24 protein-coding genes and 2 tRNA genes are annotated in these 22,274 nt (G+C 57.6%); 17 read left to right on the top strand and 9 right to left on the bottom strand.

Features of this window, described 5'->3' with window-relative positions:
* Positions 1 to 81: 81 nt before the first annotated feature.
* The 5 genes from VY732_RS10140 (at position 82) to VY732_RS10160 (ending at position 6,221) form a co-directional block, all read left to right on the top strand.
* Positions 82 to 158, top strand: a tRNA-Asp gene (locus VY732_RS10140).
* Between the two features lie 488 nt (positions 159 to 646).
* Positions 647 to 3,478, top strand: a complete 2,832-nt coding sequence (locus VY732_RS10145) for a xanthine dehydrogenase family protein molybdopterin-binding subunit (protein WP_331695308.1) — start codon at positions 647 to 649, stop codon at positions 3,476 to 3,478.
* A complete protein-coding gene (locus VY732_RS10150) occupies positions 3,471 to 4,010 on the top strand; it encodes a (2Fe-2S)-binding protein (protein ID WP_331695309.1) in 540 nt (179 codons plus the stop codon). The genes VY732_RS10145 and VY732_RS10150 overlap by 8 nt, the downstream gene beginning before the upstream one ends.
* Before the next feature lie 2 nt (positions 4,011 to 4,012).
* A complete protein-coding gene (locus VY732_RS10155) occupies positions 4,013 to 5,248 on the top strand; it encodes a c-type cytochrome (protein ID WP_331695310.1) in 1,236 nt (411 codons plus the stop codon).
* Position 5,249: 1 nt separating this feature from the next.
* Positions 5,250 to 6,221 carry an XdhC family protein gene (locus VY732_RS10160; protein ID WP_331695311.1) on the top strand — a complete coding sequence of 324 codons (972 nt, stop codon included), beginning with the start codon at positions 5,250 to 5,252 and terminating at the stop codon, positions 6,219 to 6,221.
* A gap of 48 nt (positions 6,222 to 6,269) precedes the next feature.
* On the opposite strand, the gene VY732_RS10165 is transcribed toward VY732_RS10160, so the two are convergent.
* On the bottom strand, positions 6,270 to 7,553 hold the full coding sequence (locus tag VY732_RS10165) for an NAD(P)/FAD-dependent oxidoreductase (RefSeq protein WP_331695312.1): 1,284 nt from the start codon (positions 7,551 to 7,553) through the stop codon (positions 6,270 to 6,272).
* Between the two features lie 183 nt (positions 7,554 to 7,736).
* Here VY732_RS10165 and VY732_RS10170 point away from each other — a divergent pair.
* Positions 7,737 to 7,813, top strand: a tRNA-Val gene (locus tag VY732_RS10170).
* Positions 7,814 to 7,956: 143 nt separating this feature from the next.
* Here VY732_RS10170 and VY732_RS10175 read toward each other — a convergent pair.
* The 4 genes from VY732_RS10175 to VY732_RS10190 are packed head-to-tail and all read right to left on the bottom strand — an operon-like array spanning position 7,957 to position 9,832.
* Positions 7,957 to 8,292 (bottom strand): hypothetical protein, encoded by a 336-nt coding sequence (locus VY732_RS10175; RefSeq protein ID WP_286079765.1) that lies wholly within the window; start codon positions 8,290 to 8,292, stop codon positions 7,957 to 7,959.
* Between the two features lie 53 nt (positions 8,293 to 8,345).
* Positions 8,346 to 8,681, bottom strand: a complete 336-nt coding sequence (locus tag VY732_RS10180) for a hypothetical protein (protein WP_259698345.1) — start codon at positions 8,679 to 8,681, stop codon at positions 8,346 to 8,348.
* Positions 8,678 to 9,289: a hypothetical protein gene (locus VY732_RS10185; RefSeq protein WP_205125807.1), complete on the bottom strand. Its 612-nt coding sequence runs from the start codon at positions 9,287 to 9,289 to the stop codon at positions 8,678 to 8,680. Before VY732_RS10185 ends, VY732_RS10180 begins: the two co-directional genes overlap by 4 nt.
* A 45-nt stretch (positions 9,290 to 9,334) precedes the next feature.
* Complete coding sequence (locus VY732_RS10190) at positions 9,335 to 9,832, bottom strand: PAAR domain-containing protein (protein WP_077571937.1); 498 nt, start codon at positions 9,830 to 9,832, stop codon at positions 9,335 to 9,337.
* A 724-nt stretch (positions 9,833 to 10,556) separates the two neighbouring features.
* Here VY732_RS10190 and VY732_RS10195 point away from each other — a divergent pair.
* The gene (locus VY732_RS10195; RefSeq protein ID WP_099758543.1) at positions 10,557 to 11,012 is read left to right on the top strand and encodes a DUF2214 family protein; all 456 of its coding nucleotides are present in this window, start codon (positions 10,557 to 10,559) and stop codon (positions 11,010 to 11,012) included.
* 217 nt (positions 11,013 to 11,229) lie between these two features.
* Here VY732_RS10195 and csrA read toward each other — a convergent pair whose 3' ends face one another.
* Positions 11,230 to 11,424 carry a carbon storage regulator CsrA gene (gene csrA / locus VY732_RS10200; protein WP_003179932.1) on the bottom strand — a complete coding sequence of 65 codons (195 nt, stop codon included), beginning with the start codon at positions 11,422 to 11,424 and terminating at the stop codon, positions 11,230 to 11,232.
* A 250-nt stretch (positions 11,425 to 11,674) separates the two neighbouring features.
* Here csrA and VY732_RS10205 point away from each other — a divergent pair, with 250 nt between their 5' ends.
* Positions 11,675 to 12,043: a penicillin-binding protein activator LpoB gene (locus VY732_RS10205; RefSeq protein WP_093432120.1), complete on the top strand. Its 369-nt coding sequence runs from the start codon at positions 11,675 to 11,677 to the stop codon at positions 12,041 to 12,043.
* An 87-nt stretch (positions 12,044 to 12,130) separates the two neighbouring features.
* On the top strand, positions 12,131 to 13,042 hold the full coding sequence (locus VY732_RS10210) for a siderophore-interacting protein (RefSeq protein ID WP_331695313.1): 912 nt from the start codon (positions 12,131 to 12,133) through the stop codon (positions 13,040 to 13,042).
* Positions 13,043 to 13,097: 55 nt separating this feature from the next.
* On the opposite strand, the gene VY732_RS10215 is transcribed toward VY732_RS10210, so the two are convergent.
* From VY732_RS10215 to VY732_RS10225, 3 genes are all read right to left on the bottom strand, one after another.
* A complete protein-coding gene (locus VY732_RS10215) occupies positions 13,098 to 13,787 on the bottom strand; it encodes an endonuclease (protein WP_034152754.1) in 690 nt (229 codons plus the stop codon).
* A gap of 4 nt (positions 13,788 to 13,791) precedes the next feature.
* A complete protein-coding gene (locus VY732_RS10220) occupies positions 13,792 to 14,061 on the bottom strand; it encodes a DUF1654 domain-containing protein (protein ID WP_442968570.1) in 270 nt (89 codons plus the stop codon).
* 196 nt (positions 14,062 to 14,257) lie between these two features.
* Positions 14,258 to 15,346, bottom strand: coding sequence for an asparaginase (locus VY732_RS10225; protein WP_034152752.1), 1,089 nt, complete (start codon positions 15,344 to 15,346; stop codon positions 14,258 to 14,260).
* On the opposite strand from VY732_RS10225, the gene VY732_RS10230 reads away from it, so the two are divergent.
* The 8 genes from VY732_RS10230 (at position 15,330) to rbsD (ending at position 22,252) form a co-directional block, all read left to right on the top strand.
* Positions 15,330 to 15,638 carry a hypothetical protein gene (locus VY732_RS10230; protein ID WP_331695315.1) on the top strand — a complete coding sequence of 103 codons (309 nt, stop codon included), beginning with the start codon at positions 15,330 to 15,332 and terminating at the stop codon, positions 15,636 to 15,638. The two genes, VY732_RS10225 and VY732_RS10230, sit on opposite strands and share 17 nt — an antisense overlap.
* Positions 15,639 to 15,694: 56 nt before the next feature.
* Positions 15,695 to 16,144 carry a hypothetical protein gene (locus tag VY732_RS10235; protein WP_331695316.1) on the top strand — a complete coding sequence of 150 codons (450 nt, stop codon included), beginning with the start codon at positions 15,695 to 15,697 and terminating at the stop codon, positions 16,142 to 16,144.
* A 201-nt stretch (positions 16,145 to 16,345) separates the two neighbouring features.
* On the top strand, positions 16,346 to 17,302 hold the full coding sequence (locus tag VY732_RS10240) for a sugar ABC transporter substrate-binding protein (protein ID WP_077571943.1): 957 nt from the start codon (positions 16,346 to 16,348) through the stop codon (positions 17,300 to 17,302).
* Positions 17,303 to 17,358: 56 nt separating this feature from the next.
* Complete coding sequence (locus VY732_RS10245) at positions 17,359 to 18,912, top strand: sugar ABC transporter ATP-binding protein (protein ID WP_331695317.1); 1,554 nt, start codon at positions 17,359 to 17,361, stop codon at positions 18,910 to 18,912.
* Complete coding sequence (locus VY732_RS10250; protein WP_077571945.1) at positions 18,909 to 19,886, top strand: ABC transporter permease; 978 nt, start codon at positions 18,909 to 18,911, stop codon at positions 19,884 to 19,886. Before VY732_RS10245 ends, VY732_RS10250 begins: the two co-directional genes overlap by 4 nt.
* A gap of 3 nt (positions 19,887 to 19,889) precedes the next feature.
* Positions 19,890 to 20,909, top strand: a complete 1,020-nt coding sequence (locus VY732_RS10255; protein ID WP_141129950.1) for a LacI family DNA-binding transcriptional regulator — start codon at positions 19,890 to 19,892, stop codon at positions 20,907 to 20,909.
* Positions 20,910 to 20,933: 24 nt separating this feature from the next.
* Positions 20,934 to 21,851, top strand: coding sequence for a ribokinase (gene rbsK / locus VY732_RS10260; RefSeq protein ID WP_331695318.1), 918 nt, complete (start codon positions 20,934 to 20,936; stop codon positions 21,849 to 21,851).
* Positions 21,848 to 22,252: a D-ribose pyranase gene (rbsD, locus tag VY732_RS10265; protein WP_077571948.1), complete on the top strand. Its 405-nt coding sequence runs from the start codon at positions 21,848 to 21,850 to the stop codon at positions 22,250 to 22,252. The genes rbsK and rbsD overlap by 4 nt, the downstream gene beginning before the upstream one ends.
* Positions 22,253 to 22,274: the final 22 nt, after the last annotated feature.

Genomic DNA, 22,274 nt, shown 5'->3' on the forward strand with positions numbered 1-22,274 from the left:
CAGGCTTGTCTGGTTCGCGATTGCAAAGCACCGAAGCTTGCAGTCAAAACGAGTTACTTGAGCGCAAGCTCAAAGCGATACGCAGCGGTAGTTCAGTCGGTTAGAATACCGGCCTGTCACGCCGGGGGTCGCGGGTTCGAGTCCCGTCCGCTGCGCCATATCTGCTTCAAGGACCACTGAACGCCTTGAAGCACCGAAAGCAACCCTTGGTTGATTCGGAATCGATAGCAAAGACCCTGGTCGAAAGACCGGGGTTTTTTTGTGTCTGAAATTTGGCTATCCACCTCTTATTCGCCTGCCCCAACTCCTGAAGCCAACACAAATCCCTGTAGGAGTGAGCCTGCTCGCGATAGCGTCAGTTCAGCCATGCTGCTGGTGACTGACACTCCGCCATCGCGAGCAGGCTCACTCCTACAAGTGTCTATCCGCCTGCTGCGGTGCCACGTCGCATTGATTTTTTGATTCTTTAGTCAAATTTTTGTAACTGGTTGTTTGCTGCGAGCGCAGAAACCTTTAAAGTTAACCTTTCGGTCAGCTTTGCACTGTCAACACGCCCTTTGTTTCGCCAAAGAGGGCTTCTGCAAGACTCGAGATTCCCCAGTAGATAACCAGAAGGGCGGATACATAACCGCCCAGAGGATGATCCATGTCCAACCGTGATATATCCCGGCGCTCGTTCCTCCAGGGTGGGCTGGTGGCGGGTGTGAGCGTCACGCTCACGCCGCTCAGCAGTCAGGCGCTGGCTGCCTTGATGGAAAACACTGTCACCGTGCCGTCCGAGAAGTGGCTCGGCAGCAACGGCAAGGCGCGTCAGCGTAACGACGCACTGTCCAAGGTCTGCGGCAGCAAAGTCTTTGCCCGCGACATCCGTTCCAAGGACATGCCGGGCTGGCCCGGGCAGCAAGGCCACGCGATGTTGCTGAAAACCATCAAGGCTGACCGCATCTACGCCGGTTACGACCTGTCGTGGCTCGGCGCCGATTTGCAGCCGGACCGCATCGTCACCGCGGCTGATTTGGACAAGGACGGCATCGTCTTCCCGGAGGAGCACGCGCCGGATCCACTGCTGCCAGAAGGCAAGGTGCCGATGTTCATCGGTCACCCGGTGGCGATCCTGATCTGGAACGACTTCGAGCGTTTCCGTCAGGCCAAGAACAAACTCAAGTTCAATGACAAAGCGATTCGTTACGGTGCCCAAGTGCCGTTCTACGAAGGCGATCCCTACGGTAGCTTCCGCTACGTACGTGTGGGCGGCGCGACTTCGGCAGACGAAGATGAATTCGCCAGCCTCAAGGATTCGATTCTGTTCCCGATGCTGAAAAACCGTCGCCCGGTGTGGAATTCCCAGCCCAACCTCCACGGCAACCTGACTGAGCGCGGCCTGTTCTACGCCGACCGCATGAAGAAAGAGATCGATACGCCGCCGGACAACTGGCTGGTGTTCGACGAGCGCTACAAAACCCCGTCGATCGAACCGGCCGCCATGGAACCGGATAACGGCAACGGCTGGTACGACCCGAAAACCAAAACCCTGCACTTCGTGGTGGCTACCCAGTGCCCGCTGGAAGCTGCGACCGAGACCGCGAAAATGATCGCGCCGTCGCGCTTCGGCCTCGACAATCTGAACATGCACCCGGGTTACACCGTGGGCTACGGTTCCAAAGACCACAACATCTTCGTTTACTACGCAGCCCTTGCTGCGCTGTACGGCGCCGGCGTGCCTGTGCGCTTGGCTAACGACCGCTACGAGCAGTTCCAGAGCGGCATCAAGCGTCACCCGTTCGACATCCGCTACCAATTGGCCGTGGACAAGAACGACTACAGCTTCAAGATTTTCCGCTCTGAAATGAGCGTCGACGGTGGTGGCCGGATCAACTACAGCCCATCGGTAGCTGCGGTTGGCGCCACGGCCGCGCAGTCGATCTACTACATGCCGCAGAACGATCTGCAAGTCACCGCCTACCACTCGCGTGGTGTTGAGGCCGGTTCGATGCGCGGTTACGGCACCCTGCAAAGCATGGCGGCGACCGAGATGATGGTCGACGAAATCGCCAACCGTCTCGGTGTCGATGCGATTGACCTGCGTCGCAAGAACGCCCTGCGTTCGGGCATGAAAAACACTCAGGGCGCGATCCCCGCCGGTGCTCTGCGCTTGCATGAAATTCTCGACAAGGCCTCGGTGCACGAAGTCTGGAAAAACCGCGACGCGATCAAGAAACAACGCGAAGCCGCCGACCCGGACAACTGGTACGGCGTTGGTTTCGCCATTTGCCAGAAAGACTTCGGCACCGGTTCCGAAGCGCCAATGGCCAGCATTGAGTTCACCGCCGACGGTCGCATCACCTTGCGCCACATCGGCATTGAAATCGGCACCGGCATGTCCACCTCGCAAGCCCTGGTCGTGGCCGATTTCCTCGGCAGCCCGGCGCACGAAGTGAAGACCGGCGAAACCGAATGGAAGGAAATGCAGCTGATCACCAGCGGCAACCCTTACATCATGAGCCAGGCCGAACAGGACAACCTGCTGCGCAACCCGCGCTGGGTCGGCAAGTTGGCTTCGGCTTCGTCTGCGACCAACTCGGCGTACTACTTCAGCCACGCCACCCGTGAAGCGGCGCGCGTGCTGTTCAACAACGGTTTGTGGCCGGCGGCCATGGAAATCTGGCGTCAGGGTCCTTACGGCGGTCAAGCCAACCCTTACGTCGTGCGTCGCGAAGATGCGCACTGGGTTGACGGCAAGCTCACCGCCAACGGCATGCAGCCGTTGAGCTTCGAAGAGCTGGCCAAGCACGCTCACGAACGTGGTCTGGTGACCGGCGCCACTGTTCACGCGTTCAACCGCTGGAGCTGGGCTGAAGCCGAATACAGCATCGACGGTGTGCGCGAGCGTCTGCCGCTCGATGGTCTCGCCGTGAAATACGGTGACGGCGCGCCGAAAGCGAAGAAGGCGTTGATGACCACATCTGGTTTCCACCTGTTGGATCGCCAGAACATCAATTATCCGGTTGTTCAACTGAACAACGCTGCCGTGACTTACTACAGCCCGGTCGCCACGCTGGTCGAGCTGAAGGTCAACAAGGGTTCTGCTGAAGTCGAAGTGCTCAACCACCATTCGTGGGTTGAGTGCGGTCGTGTGTTGGTTGAAGAATTGGTCAAAGGCCAGCTCGAAGGCGGTATCGCCATGGGCATCGGCCACGCCTTGATGGAAGAGATGCCGCTGTACGAAGGTGGACCGGGGGAGGGTGACTGGAACTTCAACCGTTACCGTCTGCCGATGGCGCGTCACGTTGCCGTGTGGAAGCAGACGTCGGAGATTCTCCCGGCGCTGTCGCCGAGCGACCCGTCCAAAGGCATCGCCGAAGTGGTGATGATCCCGATTGTCGGTGCCATCGGTAACGCCGTGGCGCACGCCATCGGTAAACGTGTTCGCGATCTGCCAATCACTGCTGCGCGCATCAAGGAGGCCCTCAATGGCTAACCGTCCGCTTCAACTGACCCTCAATGGTCAATCCGTCGGCCCGGTGGACATCCCTGATGACCTGCCGATGATCGACTACCTGCACGAATACAAAAACCTCACCGGTTCGCGTCTGGGCTGCGGCCAGGGCATCTGCCACGCCTGCGTGGTGATCGTCGATAACCCAGACGGCACCAGCGAAGAAGTGCGCACCTGCATCACCGGCGCGCATTACTTCGAAGGCAAGAAAGTCCGCACCATCGAAGCTCACGCCAAGCGTGATGAGGCGGGCCAGGTCACCGAACTGAACCCGATCCAGCAGCGCTTCGTCGACGAGTTCGCGTTCCAGTGCAGCTACTGCGCACCAGGCTTCGTCAACGCTGCGACCGTGCTGGTTGAAAAGCTGCAGCGCCAGCCGATCGTGCAGAGCAAGCTCGAACAAGTCATCGAGGACAGCCTCGGCCATCACGTCTGCCGTTGCACCGGGTACGTGCGTTATTACAACGCCACCCGCAACGTGCTGACCGATCTCGGCATGGTCAAGGAGGGTTAAGCATGAAGCTTTTTCTGACCCGCCTGACCCTGGCGGTCGGCCTAGCTGCGCCGCTGTTGTTTGCCCACGCCGATGATCAGGTCAAGCGCGGCGAGTATCTCGCTCGCGCCGCTGACTGCATGGCTTGCCACACTGCACCGGGCGGCGCGCCGTTTGCCGGCGGCCTGCCGATCGTCTCGCCGTTCGGCACGATCTATGGCACCAACATCACCCCGAGCAAAGAGCACGGCATCGGTCTGTACAACGATGACGAGTTCTTCGCCGCGCTGACCGAAGGCAAGCGTCGCGATGGCGCGAACCTCTATCCGGCGATGCCGTATACCTCGTATCACCTGATGCCGCGTGCAGATTCGGATGCGATCCATGCCTACCTGAAAACCATCGAACCGATCGAGCGCCCAGCCCCGGTTACCAGCCTGAGCTTCCCGTTCAACGTGCGTCCGGGCCTGATCGGCTGGAACATGATGTACGGCAAAGCGCTGAAGCTGGAGCCAGCCGAAGGCAAAAGCGAAGCCTGGAAACGCGGCCAGTACATGGTCGAAGTCCTCGGTCACTGCGGTGAGTGCCACACGCCACGCGGCCTGCCGGGTGCGATGCAGCTGGACAAGCGTCTGACTGGCGGCATCCTCAATGGTTACCTGGCGCCGAGCCTGTTGGCCACTGATCTGGCTGCGCGCGGCTGGAACGAGCAGGATCTGGCCACGTTCCTCAAGCACGGCATGAGTGCGCAGGGGACGATGTTCAACGAGATGTTCCCGGTGTTCCACAACAGCACCCAAGGCCTGAGCGATGCGGACCTGGCGGCGATGGCGACGTTCCTGCTCGGCGATAAACCGCCGGCAGCCAAAGTCCTCGTTGAAGTGCCCGTAGAGAAACTCAGCGCCAGCGCCCAGCGTGGTCAGCAGGAATACCTGAACGTCTGCGCCGGTTGCCATGCGGTCGGTGGCGAAGGCAAACCGCACATCGCGGTGGCCATGCGCGGCAACACCACGTTGCGTCTGGAAGACCCACGCAACCTGTTGCGCGTGATCGAGGATGGTATCGGCGAGCAGAAGTTCTCCGGTTTCGAGCACATGCAACCGATGCCAGGTTTCGCCGACAAGCTCAAGCCTGAGCAACTGACCGACCTGCTCAACTACTTGCGTCAAGGTTGGGGTGGTCAATCCGCTGAGTTGGCCGTGAGTGAAGTGCAGAAGCTGCAAGCCGACGCACCGTCCATCGAGCACAAGGCGCACTGACATGCAGCATCTCGATCTACAAGTGGTGCGCCGCGCGCTGGAGTGGTCGGTGGCGGGGCAGCGCATCTGGCTTTGCACTGTGCTGACGACTTACGGTTCGGCACCGCGTGCGCCGGGTTCGCTGCTGGCGGTGAACGATGGCGGACAGTGGATCGGCTCGCTGTCCGGCGGCTGCGTCGAGGAAGATTTTCTCGAGCGCGTCGCCGAAGGTGCGTTTCTCGATGCGGTCAACGTCGTGCGTTACGGCGAAGGCGACGATCCGCGCTCGCGGGTCAGCCTGCCTTGTGGCGGCATTCTCGATGTGCTGGTAGAGAAATTTGACGCTGACTGCGAGGTGCAGGCGCATCTGCGTGAATTGGAGTCGGCGCTGCTCGGTCAGCGCCGCTTGATTCGCGAGGTTGATCTGGCCAGTGGTGCGCGCAGTCTGTTCGCTGATCGCGAGCAGGGTGCGCGGATCGAGCGTGAGATTGATCGGGTGCGCATTCGTATCGGCGCGGCACAGCGCTTGTTGCTCGCCGGATATTCCAGTGTGGCGCAGGCGTGTGCCGAATTTGCCGTCGGCCTCGGGTTTGAAGTGATTCTCTGTGATCCTCGCGATGAAGTGCTCGAAGGCGTAGTGCTTGATGGCGTGGAAATTCGTCGGCAATTGCCGTCGGTGTTTATTGCTGACGGTGGTTGTCATCGTGATACGGCGGTGGTGGCGCTGACGCATGATCCGCGCATCGATGATCTGGCGATGATGGAAGCGGTGCGTACCGAGGCGTTCTACATCGGCGTGATGGGCTCGCAGCAGACTTCGCTGAAGCGCTTCGAGCGGTTACGTCGGATTGGCGGCTTGGGCGAAGCTGAGCTGGCGCGGATTCATGCGCCGATTGGTCTTAACCTCGGCAGCAAGACGCCGGCGGAAATCGCGCTGGCGGTGCTGGCAGATATCTTGCGCATCCGCAGCGGGATTGCTCGGGATCAGCTCTGAAACCGTTCAGTGTTGAATAAAAAGGGGCCGCTATTCAGCGGCCCTTTTTTACATCCCGAATTTATCGCGTAGCCCGTAATACCACGCACCCAGTGCGGCAAACGGTGTGCGCAACAGTTGCCCGCCGGGGAACGGGTAGTGCGGCAAGTCGGCAAACGCATCGAAGCGCTCAGCCTGACCGCGCAGCGCCTCAGCCAGCACCTTGCCTGCCAGATGCGTGTAAGTCACGCCATGGCCACTGCAACCCTGCGAATAATAGATGTTGTCGCCCAAGCGGCCGACTTGCGGCAAGCGCGACAGGGTCAGCAGGAAATTTCCTGTCCAGGCGTAATCGATCTTCACATCCTTGAGTTGCGGGAAAGCCTTGAGCATCTTCGGGCGAATGATCGCTTCGATGTTCGCCGGATCGCGCGCGCCATACACCACGCCACCGCCGAAGATCAGGCGCTTGTCACCCGTGAGACGGTAGTAGTCGAGCAGGTAATTGCAGTCTTCAACGCAGTAATCCTGGGGCAGCAAGGCTTTCGCCAGATCATCGCCCAATGGTTCGGTGGTGATCACTTGCGTGCCGCATGGCATCGATTTTGCGGCCAGTTCCGGCACCAGATTGCCGAGGTAGGCGTTGCCGGCGACGATGATGAACTTGGCCCTGACCTTGCCTTGCGGCGTATGCACAACCGGGTTGGCGCCGCGCTCGATGCGCACGGCAGGCGATTGTTCATAGATGGTGCCGCCGAGTGACTCGACCGCCGCTGCTTCGCCGAGCGCAAGGTTCAGCGGATGAATATGGCCGCCGCTCATGTCGAGCATGCCGCCGACGTACTGATCGCAGGCGACCACTTCGCGGATACGGCGTTGATCAAGCAGCTCAAGTTGCGTATGGCCGAAACGCTCCCAGAGGCGTTTCTGCGATTCCAGATGGCCCATCTGCTTGGCGGTAATGGCTGCGAATACGCCGCCGTCCTTCAGGTCGCACTGGATGTTGTACTTGGCCACACGCTCGCGAATGATCCGCCCACCCTCGAACGCCATATGTCCGAGTAGTTGCGCTTGCTTGGGGCCGACGCTGCGCTCGATCACGTCGATGTCGCGGCTATAACTGTTAACGATCTGCCCGCCATTACGCCCGGAGGCGCCGAACCCGACCTTGGCTGCTTCCAGGACGGTGACGCGAAAACCGTTCTCCAACAGAAACAGGGCAGAAGACAATCCGGTATACCCGGCGCCGATCACACAGACGTCCGTCTCCACGTCATCCTGCAAGGCAGGGCGGGGCGGTACGGCGTTGGCCGACGCAGCGTAATAGGACTCTGGGTAAGGGGTGTTCGCCATCCTGCCGCCTCTGTTTAATATATTTTACGAGTGCGCCGATCCTACCCGACTTGAAAAACCTCCGCCAGCCACCGGAAAATCTTCGTCGACGACCCGAAATTAAATATTTTGCATATTCATAGGGTTAGGTGAAAAAAAGGTGTTGACACCCCTCCGGAATTCCGTAGAATGCCGCCTCACAGCAGGCACGTAGCTCAGTTGGTTAGAGCACCACCTTGACATGGTGGGGGTCGTTGGTTCGAGTCCAATCGCGCCTACCAAACAAAATCCGCTCTGCTGGGCGGTCTAGAAGGGCTCACCGAAAGGTGGGCCCTTTTTTGTTGTCTGCGATTTGTGCGGAGTGCTCAAAAGGTCTCGGGTGTGTTCATCTGGGCGCCGGGAGTGCTGTTGTGCCTGTAGGGGATTATTGGCATTCAATATTCCAAGCGTCGACTCTCATGTCTTTTACCTTCTCACCTATCGTGCTGACGACCAGGCATGCATCGTTTTTCTTATAGTTGAACTCGCAGTATTGAACGCCTTCCGTGCATCGCTCTACTTCAAGAAGGCCTATGTTTCTAAGCGTTTTCATGGCGCCGTCGGGGGCCGTTTCATCCGTTGGGTCCGGAATCCAGCCCTGCTTGATCAACGCCTTTCGAGCGGCCAGAAACGGCATCCCCTTCGTTATGGGGAGCTCAGTGGCACTGGCAAAGAAGCTGATGCAGGCGAGAAGAACACAGGTGATCGCATAAGTTTGCATTTTTCGGAGTCCGTTAAGGTTCGCCCTATGCGCGCATCAAAAATCTGAAAGGGTCATTGGCACTTAAAATCCCAGGCATCAACAACAAGTTCCTCTACCTCTTCGCCAGTTGTGGTGACGCCCAGACATTGCTTGTTTTTCTTGTAGTGGAACACGCAATACTGCACGCCTTGAGTGCATCGTTCGATTTCAATGATTCCCCTGTTTTTAAGTTCTACGGCCGTTCCAACAGGCTGCATCTCTTTAGAAATACTTGGTTTCCAGCCTTTTTTAAGGAGTTCTTTCCTCGCTGACAAAAAAGGCATGCCTTCTTTTATCGGGATTTCTGTTGCGCTGGCAAAGGTGCAGCTGAAGCAAAGCAATAAAGATACGAACAGATGTGTTCTCATTTCGCAGTCCCGCCAAATTTCTTGTAAGTCGACACGACGTCGTCATAGGGCATGTACTTTTGGCCGGAGGGCTTTCCATTCAGCGGGCGGTTGGCTTGGCCTGGGCCCATGGGTAAGGCTTCCCACTGGCCAGATGCCTTGTGAATTGCATCCTTGATGTCGCCATTTACGATTGGATCAATTGCCTTTACCGATCGAAGGATCTCGATTGCAGTTAAATCCTGAGTGTGGGGTGAAAAATCAGTCAAGCCCATTGCTGTGGTGCATTGCAATTTCCATGTGGACTTGGTGATCTGATACCTGCCTGACGCTGTGGTCGATCCGCCGAACCCTGCTCCAGGATGCGTTGATTCATCCGTAAACTTCCAGTCTCCGCGAGCCCATCCATAACCAAACTTGGCATGGTAGTCACCGCCCTCGGCCTCTGAAATGGTATCCAGAAAAGCCTTCACGTTCTTGTTCTTCAAATACTCTTCATTTTCCGCCCGTCGTTTCTCTTGCTTGACTGACAGCAACATCGTTTTCGCGGTGGTGTCTTTTATCGGGGTCACCGCTCTTGTGAGTCTGGGCGACATTTTTTTGCCATTGGGGCTGATCACGTCTGTCACGTTGATGCTCGCTCAAAAATGTTGATTTGCGGGTTCGGCGATAACTCAGTCTTCTAAAAAGAGCGTGATGGTTTCCGCAAGGTGCGAGCTGACAACGTGTGTGTAGCCATTCTTGTCGCTGACGCCGTGTTCGATGCTGCCATCGGCGCGCTGGAAGGCGTAGACGTGATCCGGCAGGGGTTCGCCAGAATCTTCATCGATCAGTTGAAACTTGTCGCTGAAGTGCACAGGCATTGGCATCAGCCCACTAAACGGTGCTGTGACCACGGTGTCGCCAATAATCACTGTGCCGGATCCGCCAATCACCACATTACCGTGGGCTCCAGTGCTGTCTTTGGTTGCAGCATTCAGTCCGTTGATGAACACCGTCGTACTTACTCCGCCGGTAATGGGGCTGCCGCACGCAGACTTATCGGTCATTCGAGCAGCAGCCAAGCCATCGAAGTTTACATTGGGTGAGCCACTGGCAATCGGATTCGTGCCATGTCCCGGCAGGGGGCAGTTGGTGGGATCTGTTACGCGGGCAGCGGGTTTGCCACTCATGGGAAATTCCTTTTCAAGGTTTCAGGCGGGTGCTGACAGGCTGTCGCTGAATTCGACGATGCGAGCTATTCATAGAGTCTTTCTGAAATGTTTAGGCGGTGTGGGGAGCGAAGTGGAGTTGAGTGGGCGCCGGCAGGGAGGGAACCTATCCATAGGTTTAAAGCGCATAAAATTGAACCGTCCATGTAAGTTCGTACGCCGATGATCCTACTATTTCGGAAGATGGTTAACAATTGTTACATCTTTTTGGTTGACTGATTTTCGGTTGCCTTTTTGCGGATTTTCTCCGCGCTCTGATTGGTTTGCGATCATTGCTGATTTGGCGGCGAATTATCAGGCGGGGTGGAAGCGGTTGTTGCCACTTCTGAAGTTATGCGTTGTGGCGGCTGATAAGTAACCGTCTGTCGCCATCGTCCTTTGAAATAGTGTGGATATTTAATGACTTACGATGATTTTTAACCGACCGGTTATCAAAAATAAGTTGTTACGTGCAGGATGATTCAGTAAGATCCACCCCGCGTTCACCACCACGGTTTATGCATTTTTAAATCCCAAGCTTCCATCAGCTGCTTGGGATTTTTTTTGCCTGCGATTTGCCTCAATTGGCTGAAATTTCTCCTTTCGATCTCTCCTGAAAGCCTGGCGACACCCCGCAAGCAAATCCTTGTTTTTTCAACTACTACTGACTGGCCGATTTTCAACTCTTTCTGATGAGGGTGTATCGATGCTGGTTCATTGGTTTCTTGCAGCTGTTCATCTGCTGGCATTTGCTTTGGGTTTTTGGGCGGTACTGACGCGTGGGACGGCGTTCAGTCGCCTGGCGGCCGGGACAGGGGAGGCCGGGCGGGTTCTGCTGGCTGACAATTTCTGGGGGATTTGCGCGCTGATCTTGTTGATCACAGGCGGGATGCGTGCCTTTGGCGGTTACGAAAAAGGCACTGACTATTATCTTCATCAGCCGCTGTTTCACCTGAAGATGACGCTGTTCGTTCTGATTCTGTTGATGGAGCTTGCGCCGATGATCACGCTGATCAAATGGCGGATCGCCAAGGCGCGGGGGGCGGTGCTCGATACCGGGAGAGCAAAGTTGTTTGCACGCATCAGTCACGTCGAAGCGCTGCTACTGGTGCTGATGATGGTTGCAGCCACAGGCATGGCACGTGGGGTGACGTTCGGGTAGGAAGGCCAATTCCCTTCGCTCTATCGGAAATGTCCGACAGCCAGTCTTGAGAATGCTCGGTAGTATCGATCAGCAGAAAGGGCGGGAGGGTAACGCGGAAGGCTCATGTGTCAGGCGCCGTACCCAGCGAGGTGGGAGCGGATGGCAAAACGGCGCGTGAATCTCTAGCCAGTCATTCCACAAGGTAAAACGGACTGGCTACTGACTGCGAGGCGGCTCAGGGAGTTTGTGGCTTGTCCGGGGCGGTCAGGCCAGCCTGAATGCGCTGGTAAATCTCTTCACGGTGCACGGCAACGTTTTTCGGAGCGTTGATACCAATGCGGACCTGTTGGCCGCTTACGCCCAGAATGGTGATAGTGATGTCATCACCGATGTTTATGCTTTCACCGACTTTGCGGGTGAGTATCAGCATGGTCTTCTCCTTGATTGCTTTGTAGGGCACCTGATTCAGACAGTGCAGAGGTCGGTGGTACGTATAGATTAGTGCGAAGTCTCACGGTTTGGGTGCCTCTTTCTGACGCGCAGATGCGGCATTAATTCCCAGGGCGTAACTATACAGAGGCTGCAGGCATCAATCTCGTTGTTTTGTGCCCATTTTGCGGGGCTCGCGAAGTATTTATGAATGATAAGATCGCGGCTTTGAGAATTTCGAGGAAAGCGTTGTGCGCAAATTGGTTTGGGTAGTCGCGGCACTGGTATTGGCAGGGTGTGGTGAAGGCAAGAATGCAGACGCAGCAAAACCACAGTCGGCAGCAGTGACGGCGCCGGCGGCGGCCGCTGCACCACAATGGGATCTCGAAGTGCGCGGTGAAACGCCACAGGCTGTCAGCGACCTGAGTGGCTGGCTCATCGAGCACGCCTTCGTGCCTACGGTGATCAAGGACAGCAGCGGCAAAACGCGAATTCTGATTGGCCCGTTCAACTCTCAGGCTGAAGCGGAAGCTCGCAAGGTTCAAGTGGATGCTGCGCTGGTGAAGGCCAAGAAACAAAACGTTGAATCGGTGTTGGTCGAGCATCCGCTCACGCCGTAAACGCTCCAGTCGGCGGAATCTCCTAAAGGCTCTCTAGCGCGACTCGTTCCTATTGAAGTCGTTGATGATTTCCTGAAGGAGTTCCCCATGGCCTCCGCCAATCCTTACAAATTGTTCGATGTAACCTTGCATCGAAAAACCCGGTTGAGCCCGCACATGATGCGGATCACGCTCGTCGGTCTTCCAGTCCGAGAAATGGCGACCTGGGCGCCGGATCAGCGGGTGAAGCTGTTCTTTCCTGCAGCCAATGGCTCGCAGGCCAAGCTTTCTCAAGAGGAAGGTTGGTACGCCCGGTTTCGCGCGATGCTGGCAGACCGACGTCCCGCCATGCGCACCTACACCATCCGGCATTTACGCGCGGAGCAAGGCGAAGTCGATATTGATTTTGTTCTGCACGGTGAGACCGGGCCGGCGTCGCGTTGGGCGCTGCATTCGCAGCCTGGTGATTCGATGCAGATCCTTGCGCCTGATCGCCATTTCTCGGCGCAGGAGGCCGGCGGTTTTGAATGGAAGCCGCCACAGGCACTCAAGCAGCTTTTGCTCGTTGCAGATGCGACGGCGCTGCCAGCAGCCATGGGCATTCTTGATGAGTTGGCGATGCTCGCCGAGCCACCACAAGTTCAGGCATTTTTCGAAGTGGACAGTGCTCAGGACATGCTCGACGTCCCTGATTGGCCGGCGTTGTCGGTACGTTGGTTGATCCGGGAACCTGCGAGCGAAACAGTCGCGGGAGCGCTGATGGTGGAGGCGGTCAGGGCGGCGACTTTGCCCGTCCATGTATCTTCAGCGGGGCAAGCGATTGAATTGGCTGACGTTGACATAGAGAAGGACATTCTCTGGGAAATCGCCGATACCGCCACTGAAGGCTTTTATGGCTGGATTGCCGGAGAGTCGGCGGCGGTGATGAGTTTGCGCAGATACCTGATCAAAGAATGTGGCATGCCTCGTGAGTCTCTCAATTTGATGGGCTACTGGCGGCACGACAAGGCAGCCAACTAGGCACAAATGAAAAGGCCTCGAACATAACGTTCGAGGCCTTTTTTCTGCGCTGAAATCAACCGCAGGCTTTCATGTTCACCGGGCCGACGAATTCATTACCGCGCCCCATCACACACGCCACGCTCTGATTGCGCTGACGCTCCCAGTCCTGCACCGGGTAAGTCTTGTCCCACGCCTCATACAATTGTCGATCCTGTTTCGACAGGCGCAAGCCGTACTGCTTGCTCATGTAGAAATAGGTGCGGGCGATCATGCCGCGAATTGACGGGCGAGGCATGACCTTCTTCGCCTTGAAGTCGACCTGGGTCAGGCACGAGCCGTATTGCCCGGATTGCACTGGCAGCCAGCCGTAGCTGAAATTGCTGCGATCGCCATTGACCTCGCCAATGCTCGGCACCAGGTTATGCAGATCGGCTTCAGCCTTTTGATAGCTTGGGTCGTATCGGGTGCAGTTCTTGCGGCCGCCTTCCTGCCAGCACTGACGCTGATGGCCGAACTGCCAGGCCGGCACGATGTGTTCCCATTCAATGCGTGACGCACGCTTGGCATTCTTGCGCGGTACGTAACCGCAAGCCTTCAGGTCAACCTTGTTGCCGGTGTACTTGCACCCGCAATAAAACTCTGTGGACTGCGGTGCATAAAGCTTCCAGGCGACCTTCTTGGCTTCGGTAAATGTGCGGGGTGCGCCAGCCTGGGCCCCCATGGCGATGAACAAAAGCAGCAAAGCAAAACAGCGGACACTCATTGAATCAATCTTCCTTCGGTACAACCCAAAAAATCTGCACGCCACCGTCGTCGCGATAGGCGAGGGTGACGTTGTCGTTCTCGTCGATTTCCTCGAGCAGGCGCTCCCACTCGTCCATCGGCTCGTCCGGCAGACGGAAGATCAGCGCCGCTTTGGATTTTTGTGCGGTAGGGGAGTTGATGATTTTTTGAACGCGCAGACCCATGCGTTCGAAAGCGTCAGGAGCATCAGGGGAGGTGGCCACGAGGTTATCCTTATTAAGCTGTACGTGCATACAGTATTTAACTGTAAGCATTTTCGCAACTGCTTAAAATTCAAGAAAATCCTCTGACAGCGGTTTTCCGATTTTGGTGTAGGTCGTGTCGAATTTTTTGTGGGAAAAATGCGAGAGCGTTGTGAGCGATGCACCACCCACCGGTCAGGCGAGTGGCGCAGGGCGCCCAATCAAGAATTGATTGGGCGAAGGTCCATCAATATTCCCAGAACATCCGTTGCAGCTCTTTGCTGTCGTTGGTTTTGGTCAGGGCGACCATTGCCAGGATGCGAGCTTTCTGCGGATTCAGGTCGTGAGCAACAACCCAGTCGTACTTGTCGTCCGGCTGTTCGGCGTTACGCAGAACGAAGCCGCCAGCGTTGACGTGGGACGAACGAATGATTTGCACGCCATCCTTGCGCAGCGCTTGCAGGGCTGGAACCACGCGGGAGGAGACCGAGCCATTACCGGTACCGGCATGGATAATTGCCTTGGCACCGGATTGGGCGAGAGCTTTGTAGGCAGTATCGCTGACGTTGCCGTAGGAATAAGCGATTTCTACGTCAGGAAGGCTCTTGATGTTTTTGATGTCGAATTCCGAATCCATGGTGTGACGCTTGGCTGGCAAGCGGAACCAGTAGGATTTGCCTTCTACCACCATGCCCAGTGGGCCCCAGGCACTTTTGAAGGCCTCAGTCTTGATGTTGATCATCTTGCTGACGTCGCGACCGGACTGGATTTCGTCATTCATGGTCACCAGTACGCCTTTGCCATGCGCTTCTTTGCTGCTGGCCACGGCCACGGCGTTGTACAGGTTAAGCATGCCATCGGCGGACATGGCAGTGCCCGGGCGCATCGAACCGACGACGATGATCGGCTTGTCGGTTTTTTCCACCAGGTTTAGGAAGTAAGCGGTTTCTTCCAGGGTGTCGGTACCGTGGGTGATGACGATGCCGTCGACGTCTTTGCTGTCGGCCAGTTCGGCTACACGACGACCCAGTTGCAGCAGGTTTTCGTTGGTGATGCTTTCCGAGGCAATCTGCATGACTTGTTCGCCACGCACGTTCGCCAGTTTGCTCAGTTCGGGAATGCCGGCGATCAATTGTTCGACGCCAACCTTCGCCGCCTGGTAGGTGGCGCTGTTGGCGGCGCTCGCGCCAGCGCCTGCGATGGTGCCGCCGGTGGCAAGTACTACGACGTTAGCGAGCTTGGTCTGGGTTTCGACTTCTTTCGCCTGAAGGGCGGTGGGCAGGAGCAGGAGAAGGGCCAAAGCGCCCGGAACCAAAGTGTTGAAAGCAGATTTCATTATTTTTCTCTCTAGTAGTGAGACGGTGCTGATGCAGGTTCATCTAGATGCACCCCAAGCCGATCTGGATGCCCGGGGTGCGGTGAAGGGAGCAGGATCTGTACCAGCCGTACTTTGCGTCAGAGAAATGTTTAACTTCATGATTTACATCAAGATTTTTGGAGTTTGCAAATTGCGGGGCGAATCGTTTATCCGGGTTTCCGAACAATGGACGCTTTCGCGTTCGGCTCCCCGAAAAGAACTACTGCTTTTGTCGAGTGATTCGAGTGGCCGGTTTCGGCTTTTCTGCTAAAGAAACCTTCGCGGGGGCCGATGGTTGTTCAAGGAAACAGAATCTAGGGAGTTCACATGTCACTGACGGTCGGTTTATCTAATCCTGCGGCAGTCACCATCGGCGGCAAAACCGCAGCGACTATCAATGCATTGAGCGAGGCGGGAGCGGAGGCTTCCACCGAGGCGCTGGGCACAGAGAAAGAATCGAGCAATCAGGTCAGGACCGGTGGTGCTGCCGCGCCAGAAGACAGCAAGGCTGAAAGCGGCGACAACCTGAGTGTCACGGTCAAGATGTTGCTCAAGCGCATGCAGGAACTGCAGAAGCAACTTCAGGAGCAGCAACAACAACTGGCAGCCGCACAAGCCAAGACCTACCCGACGCCTGAGGCCAAATCGCAGGCGGTGATGTCCATTCAGGGGCAAATCGCGCAAACCAGCGCTGCGATGGCAGAAGTGGCCGGTGCACTGGTCAAGGAAATGACCAAGAGTTCCACCAGCGGTAACCTGGTCAGCACCACGGCATAAGCCGCGAAGGGGCGAGTCCGACGATTCGCCCTACAACAAATGACGATTTCTGATTGTTGACAAATGTCGGCGGGATTCGCATAGTTCGGTCTACGCAAACGTTTGCGTGGCGCTCCCGGCGCTTTATGGCCCGGCAGAAAGCCAAGTAGCTTACGCCAGCGCAAGCGTTGCTCACAATAATCATAAGATCGGAGTGAACCCATGAAGCTGCCATTCGCTGGACGTCTTCTTGCTGTCGCTATGCTGGCTGCCACAGCCGCCGCACTACCTGTCTCCTCGGCATTCGCCGAATCCGCCGAAAAACCTAAAGTCGCGCTGGTCATGAAGTCTCTGGCCAACGAATTCTTCCTGACCATGGAAGATGGCGCCAAGGCTTACCAGAAAGAACACTCCGCTGATTTCGACCTGATCTCCAACGGCATCAAGGATGAAACCGACACTGCTGGCCAGACCCGCATCGTCGAGCAAATGATCCTGGCCAAGGTCAATGCACTGGTGATCGCGCCTTCCGATTCCAAGGCCATGGTGCCGGTGATCAAGAAAGCCGTCGATGCCGGCATCACCGTGATCAACATCGACAACCAGCTCGATCCGGCCATCGTCAAAAGCAAAAACATCAGCGTGCCTTTTGTAGGCCCGGACAACCGCAAAGGCGCGCGTCTGGTCGGCGAATACCTGGCCAAGCAGCTCAAGGCCGGTGACGAAGTCGGCATCATTGAAGGCGTGTCCACGACCACCAATGCCCAGCAGCGCACTGCTGGCTTCAAGGATGCGATGGACGCTGCACAGATCAAGATCGTTTCCCTGCAATCCGGTGACTGGGAAATCGACAAGGGCAACAAGGTTGCCGCGTCGATCCTCAGCGAATACCCGGATGTCAAAGCATTGCTGGCCGGCAACGACAGCATGGCTGTAGGTGCTGTCTCCGCCGTGCGCGCCGCGGGCAAAGCCGGTCAGGTTCAGGTCGTCGGTTACGACAACATCAATGCCATCAAGCCAATGCTGAAGGACGGTCGCGTGCTGGCTACTGCTGACCAGTTCGCTGCCAAGCAAGCCGTGTTCGGCATCGAAACCGCGCTGAAAATCATCAAGGGCGAGAAAGTCGACAGCGGCGCCAACGGCGTGATCGAAACACCGGTCGAGCTGGTCACCCAGTAAGTCTTCTGGCGACACAACGGCGCTCGTCCGTCCGGGCGAGCGCATGGAGAGTTTTTATGTCAGTTTCCGCCCCGAACGCTGTCCTCTCGGTCAGCGGTATCGGTAAGACCTATGCGCAGCCGGTGCTCAGCGGCATCGATCTGACGCTGATGCGCGGTGAAGTGCTGGCGCTGACCGGCGAGAATGGTGCCGGCAAAAGTACCCTGTCGAAAATCATCGGCGGACTGGTCACCCCGACCACCGGCCAGATGCAATTCAACGGCAAGGACTATCGTCCGGGCAGTCGTACCCAGGCCGAAGAGCTCGGCGTGCGCATGGTCATGCAAGAACTCAATCTGTTACCGACACTGTCGGTTGCGGAAAACCTGTTTCTCGACAACCTGCCAAGCAACGGCGGCTGGATCAGCCGCAAGCAATTACGCAAAGCAGCTATTGAAGCCATGGCGCAAGTGGGCCTCGACGCCATTGACCCGGATACGCTGGTCGGCGAGTTGGGTATCGGCCATCAGCAAATGGTCGAAATCGCCCGCAATCTGATCGGCGATTGCCATGTGTTGATCCTCGACGAGCCGACCGCGATGCTCACTGCGCGTGAAGTCGAAATGCTCTTTGAGCAGATCACCCGCTTGCAGGCGCGCGGCGTTTCGATCATCTACATTTCCCACCGTCTCGAAGAGCTGGCCCGCGTAGCGCAGCGCATTGCCGTGCTGCGTGACGGCAATCTGGTCTGTGTCGAGCCGATGGCCAATTACAACAGCGAGCAACTGGTTACGCTGATGGTTGGTCGTGAACTGGGCGAACATATCGACATGGGCCCGCGCAAGATCGGTGCTCCGGCGTTGACGGTCAAAGGCCTGACCCGTTCCGACAAAGTGCGCGATGTCTCCTTCGAAGTGCGTGCCGGCGAGATCTTCGGGATTTCCGGATTGATCGGGGCAGGGCGCACTGAATTGCTGCGATTGATTTTCGGGGCGGATGTTGCCGACAGCGGCAGCATCGCGCTCGGCTCCCCGGCCAAAGTGGTCAGCGTGCGCTCGCCCGTCGACGCCGTGCGTAATGGCATCGCGTTGATTACCGAAGACCGTAAGGGTGAAGGTTTGCTGCTCAGTCAGTCGATCAGCGCCAACATCGCCCTCGGCAACATGCCGGAAATTTCCAGTGGCGGGGTCGTCAACAACGGCGACGAAATCGCTCTGGCGCAGCGTCAGATCGACGCCATGCGCATCCGCAGTTCGAGTCCGACACAATTGGTCTCCGAGCTGTCCGGTGGTAACCAGCAGAAGGTCGTGATCGGCCGCTGGCTGGAGCGCGACTGTTCGGTGCTGCTGTTCGACGAGCCGACCCGTGGTATCGACGTCGGTGCCAAGTTCGACATTTATGCCTTGCTCGGCGAACTGACGCGTCAGGGCAAAGCGCTGGTGGTGGTATCCAGTGACCTGCGTGAACTGATGCTGATCTGCGACCGGATCGGCGTGCTTTCGGCGGGGCGCTTGATCGACACTTTCGAGCGCGACAGCTGGACCCAGGATGACTTGCTTGCCGCCGCGTTCGCCGGCTACCAAAAACGTGATGCGTTGCTCAACGAAGCGGCGCCTAGGGATCTCCCATGAAAACTGCATCTCCTGCCGGCAAACGTAGTGGCAACTTCTATGGCTTAGGCACTTATCTGGGCCTGGCCGGTGCCTTGCTGGCGATGATTGCGCTGTTCTCGGTCTTGAGCAGCCACTTTCTGTCGTATAACACCTTCAGTACGCTGGCCAACCAGATTCCTGATCTGATGGTGCTGGCGGTCGGCATGACCTTCGTGTTGATCATTGGCGGCATCGATCTTTCGGTGGGGTCGGTGCTGGCATTGGCTGCTTCGACGGTCAGCGTCGCCATTCTTGGCTGGGGCTGGGGCGTGTTGCCGTCAGCGTTGCTCGGCATGGCTGTTGCGGCACTGGCTGGTACGGTCACTGGTTCGATCACAGTGGCGTGGCGGATTCCATCGTTCATCGTCTCTCTGGGTGTGCTGGAAATGGCTCGGGGTCTGGCGTATCAGATGACCGGATCGCGCACGGCGTACATCGGTGACTCGTTTGCCTGGCTGTCGAACCCGATCGCGTTCGGTATCTCGCCGTCGTTCATCATTGCCTTGCTGGTGATCATCATTGCCCAAGCCGTTCTGACCCGTACCGTGTTCGGTCGCTACCTGATCGGCATCGGCACCAACGAAGAGGCGGTGCGTCTGGCGGGGATCAATCCGAAACCCTACAAGATTCTGGTGTTCAGCCTGATGGGCCTGCTGGCCGGTGTCGCCGCGCTGTTTCAGATTTCCCGTCTGGAAGCTGCTGACCCGAACGCCGGTTCCGGTCTGGAGCTGCAAGTGATCGCCGCGGTGGTGATCGGCGGTACCAGCCTGATGGGCGGGCGTGGCTCGGTGATCAGCACATTCTTTGGCGTACTGATCATCTCGGTACTGGCGGCGGGTCTGGCGCAGATCGGCGCGACCGAACCGACCAAACGAATCATCACGGGTGCGGTCATCGTGATCGCGGTGGTGCTCGATACTTATCGCAGTCAGCGCGCCAGTCGCCGGGGCTAAGACATGGCAACGATCAAGGACGTGGCAGCCCTCGCGGGAATTTCCTACACGACGGTGTCGCATGTGGTCAACAACACGCGGCCGGTCAGTCAGGAAGTGCGGCTGAAAGTCGAGGCGGCGATCAAGAGCCTCGACTATGTGCCGAGTGCGGTAGCGCGCTCGCTGAAGGCCAAGACCACTGCAACCATTGGCCTGTTGGTGCCGAACAGCCTCAACCCGTACTTCGCGGAGTTGGCGCGGGGCATCGAGGATTACTGCGAGCGTAACGGCTACTGCGTGATCCTCTGCAACTCCGACGACAACCCCGATAAGCAGCGCAGCTATTTGCGCGTATTGCTGGAGAAACGCATCGACGGTTTGATCGTCGCCTCCGCTGGCGGTGACAGCGGTCTGGCGCAGGGGTTGGCCGGAGTGAAAACGCCGATGGTCATCGTCGACCGTGGTCTCGACGGTGTCGATGCCGATCTGGTGCGCATCGACCACGAATACGGCGCTTACCTCGCGACCCGGCACTTGCTCGAATTGGGTCACCGCGACATTGCCACCATTGGCGGTCCGGCCAGTACCAGTGTGGCGCAGATGCGTCAGGCCGGATATTGCCGGGCGCTGAAAGAAGCGGGCATCGAAGTGCGACAAGCGCGCATGCTGGAAAGTGATTTCACCAGTACCGGCGGCTACAACGCGGCAGCGATTCTCCTCGAGAGCAATCCACCGAGCGCGATCTTTGCCGGTAACGACATGATCGGTATCGGTGTGCTGCGTGCGGCGGCGGAACGTAATGTCCGCGTGCCGAGCGAGTTGTCGGTGATCGGTTTCGACGATATCCAGATGAGTCGTTACGTATATCCGGCACTCACCACTGTGGGGCAATCGATCCTGCAGTTGGGCGAGATGGCGGCCGAAGTGCTGTTGCGAAGGATTGCTACGCCGACTCTGGGTACCGATCAGCGGATCGTGACCCCGAGTATTGTATTGCGCGAATCGACCGCCCCGTTGTCCGGCGTGTTCACCGAATACCGCTGAAACCGAATTGACGAGTAATGATGTATGCCAGCAAATGTAGTGGTAATAGGCAGCCTGAACATGGATCTGGTGACCCGGGCGCCACGGCTTCCCGTCGGTGGTGAAACGCTGATCGGTCATTCATTTGCCACGGTTTCCGGCGGCAAGGGTGCCAATCAGGCGGTGGCCGCCGCGCGTTTGGGCGCACAGGTGGCAATGGTCGGCTGCGTTGGCAATGACGACTATGGTGTGCAATTGCGTAACGCCTTGTTGGCCGAGCAGATCGATTGTCAGGCAGTGAGTACAGTCAATGACTCCAGCGGCGTGGCGCTGATCGTGGTCGATGACAACAGTCAGAACGCGATTGTCATTGTCGCCGGTGCCAACGGTGCCATGACGCCCACAGTGATCGATCGGTTTGATGCGGTGCTGCAAGCCGCCGACGTGATCATCTGCCAGCTCGAAATTCCAGATGCCACGGTGGGACATGCGCTCAAGCGTGCGCGTGCACTGGGCAAAATCGTCATCCTCAATCCGGCACCGGCCAGTCGTGCACTGCCGGCAGACTGGTTTGCCGCGATCGATTACCTGGTCCCCAACGAGAGCGAAGCGACTGTGTTGAGCGGGTTGCCGGTGGACTCGCTGGAAAGCGCAGAAAGTGCCGCCAGCCAACTGATCACTATGGGGGCGGGTAAGGTCATCATTACCCTCGGTGCTCAAGGTTCGCTGTTCGCTAACGGCCAGGGCTTTGAGCATTTTCCGGCGCCGAAAGTGAAGGCTGTCGACACCACCGCCGCCGGAGACACTTTTGTCGGTGGTTTTGCCGCGGCGCTGGCCAATGGCAAATCCGAGGCCGAGGCGATTCGCTACGGGCAGATTGCCGCCGCGCTGTCGGTAACCCGCGCCGGCGCGCAACCGTCCATTCCAACCCAATCCGACGTACAGGCCTTTAAACCCGCATGAAAAAGACTCCTCTGCTTAACGTCGCACTGTCGCGGCTGATCGCGTCCCTGGGCCATGGCGACATGGTGGTCATTGGTGATGCCGGGCTGCCAGTGCCGCCGGGTGTCGAGCTAATTGATCTGGCGCTGACCCACGGCGTCCCGGATTTCGTCAGCACCCTGAAGGTCGTGCTCAGCGAGATGCAGGTGGAAAGCCATGCGCTGGCCAAAGAAATCTTCGACAAGCAACCGTCCGCACTGACTGCGCTGGACGCGTTGAATGAAGAGGGCGCTCTTGGGCGGCGCGATCTGCTCAGTCACGAGCAATTCAAGGTTCTCAGCCGACAGGCTCGGGCGATTGTTCGTACAGGTGAATGCCAGCCGTACTGCAATATCGTCCTCGTCGCCGGGGTTACATTCTGATTTTCGATTCCACATGCACAAG

The organism is Pseudomonas sp. ZY71 (assembly GCF_036542145.1).
In the GTDB taxonomy this organism is placed as follows: Bacteria; Pseudomonadota; Gammaproteobacteria; order Pseudomonadales; family Pseudomonadaceae; genus Aquipseudomonas; species Aquipseudomonas koreensis_A.

Coding starts and splice junctions, on each gene's coding strand:
- VY732_RS10145 (WP_331695308.1), top strand. CDS start 647: ATGTCCAACCGTGATATATCCCGGCGCTCGTTCCTCCAGGGTGGGCTG.
- VY732_RS10150 (WP_331695309.1), top strand. CDS start 3,471: ATGGCTAACCGTCCGCTTCAACTGACCCTCAATGGTCAATCCGTCGGC.
- VY732_RS10155 (WP_331695310.1), top strand. CDS start 4,013: ATGAAGCTTTTTCTGACCCGCCTGACCCTGGCGGTCGGCCTAGCTGCG.
- VY732_RS10160 (WP_331695311.1), top strand. CDS start 5,250: ATGCAGCATCTCGATCTACAAGTGGTGCGCCGCGCGCTGGAGTGGTCG.
- VY732_RS10165 (WP_331695312.1), bottom strand. CDS start 7,553: ATGGCGAACACCCCTTACCCAGAGTCCTATTACGCTGCGTCGGCCAAC.
- VY732_RS10175 (WP_286079765.1), bottom strand. CDS start 8,292: ATGCAAACTTATGCGATCACCTGTGTTCTTCTCGCCTGCATCAGCTTC.
- VY732_RS10180 (WP_259698345.1), bottom strand. CDS start 8,681: ATGAGAACACATCTGTTCGTATCTTTATTGCTTTGCTTCAGCTGCACC.
- VY732_RS10190 (WP_077571937.1), bottom strand. CDS start 9,832: ATGAGTGGCAAACCCGCTGCCCGCGTAACAGATCCCACCAACTGCCCC.
- VY732_RS10195 (WP_099758543.1), top strand. CDS start 10,557: ATGCTGGTTCATTGGTTTCTTGCAGCTGTTCATCTGCTGGCATTTGCT.
- csrA (WP_003179932.1), bottom strand. CDS start 11,424: ATGCTGATACTCACCCGCAAAGTCGGTGAAAGCATAAACATCGGTGAT.
- VY732_RS10210 (WP_331695313.1), top strand. CDS start 12,131: ATGGCCTCCGCCAATCCTTACAAATTGTTCGATGTAACCTTGCATCGA.
- VY732_RS10215 (WP_034152754.1), bottom strand. CDS start 13,787: ATGAGTGTCCGCTGTTTTGCTTTGCTGCTTTTGTTCATCGCCATGGGG.
- VY732_RS10220 (WP_442968570.1), bottom strand. CDS start 14,061: ATGCACGTACAGCTTAATAAGGATAACCTCGTGGCCACCTCCCCTGAT.
- VY732_RS10225 (WP_034152752.1), bottom strand. CDS start 15,346: ATGAAATCTGCTTTCAACACTTTGGTTCCGGGCGCTTTGGCCCTTCTC.
- VY732_RS10235 (WP_331695316.1), top strand. CDS start 15,695: ATGTCACTGACGGTCGGTTTATCTAATCCTGCGGCAGTCACCATCGGC.
- VY732_RS10240 (WP_077571943.1), top strand. CDS start 16,346: ATGAAGCTGCCATTCGCTGGACGTCTTCTTGCTGTCGCTATGCTGGCT.
- VY732_RS10245 (WP_331695317.1), top strand. CDS start 17,359: ATGTCAGTTTCCGCCCCGAACGCTGTCCTCTCGGTCAGCGGTATCGGT.
- VY732_RS10250 (WP_077571945.1), top strand. CDS start 18,909: ATGAAAACTGCATCTCCTGCCGGCAAACGTAGTGGCAACTTCTATGGC.
- VY732_RS10255 (WP_141129950.1), top strand. CDS start 19,890: ATGGCAACGATCAAGGACGTGGCAGCCCTCGCGGGAATTTCCTACACG.
- rbsK (WP_331695318.1), top strand. CDS start 20,934: ATGCCAGCAAATGTAGTGGTAATAGGCAGCCTGAACATGGATCTGGTG.
- rbsD (WP_077571948.1), top strand. CDS start 21,848: ATGAAAAAGACTCCTCTGCTTAACGTCGCACTGTCGCGGCTGATCGCG.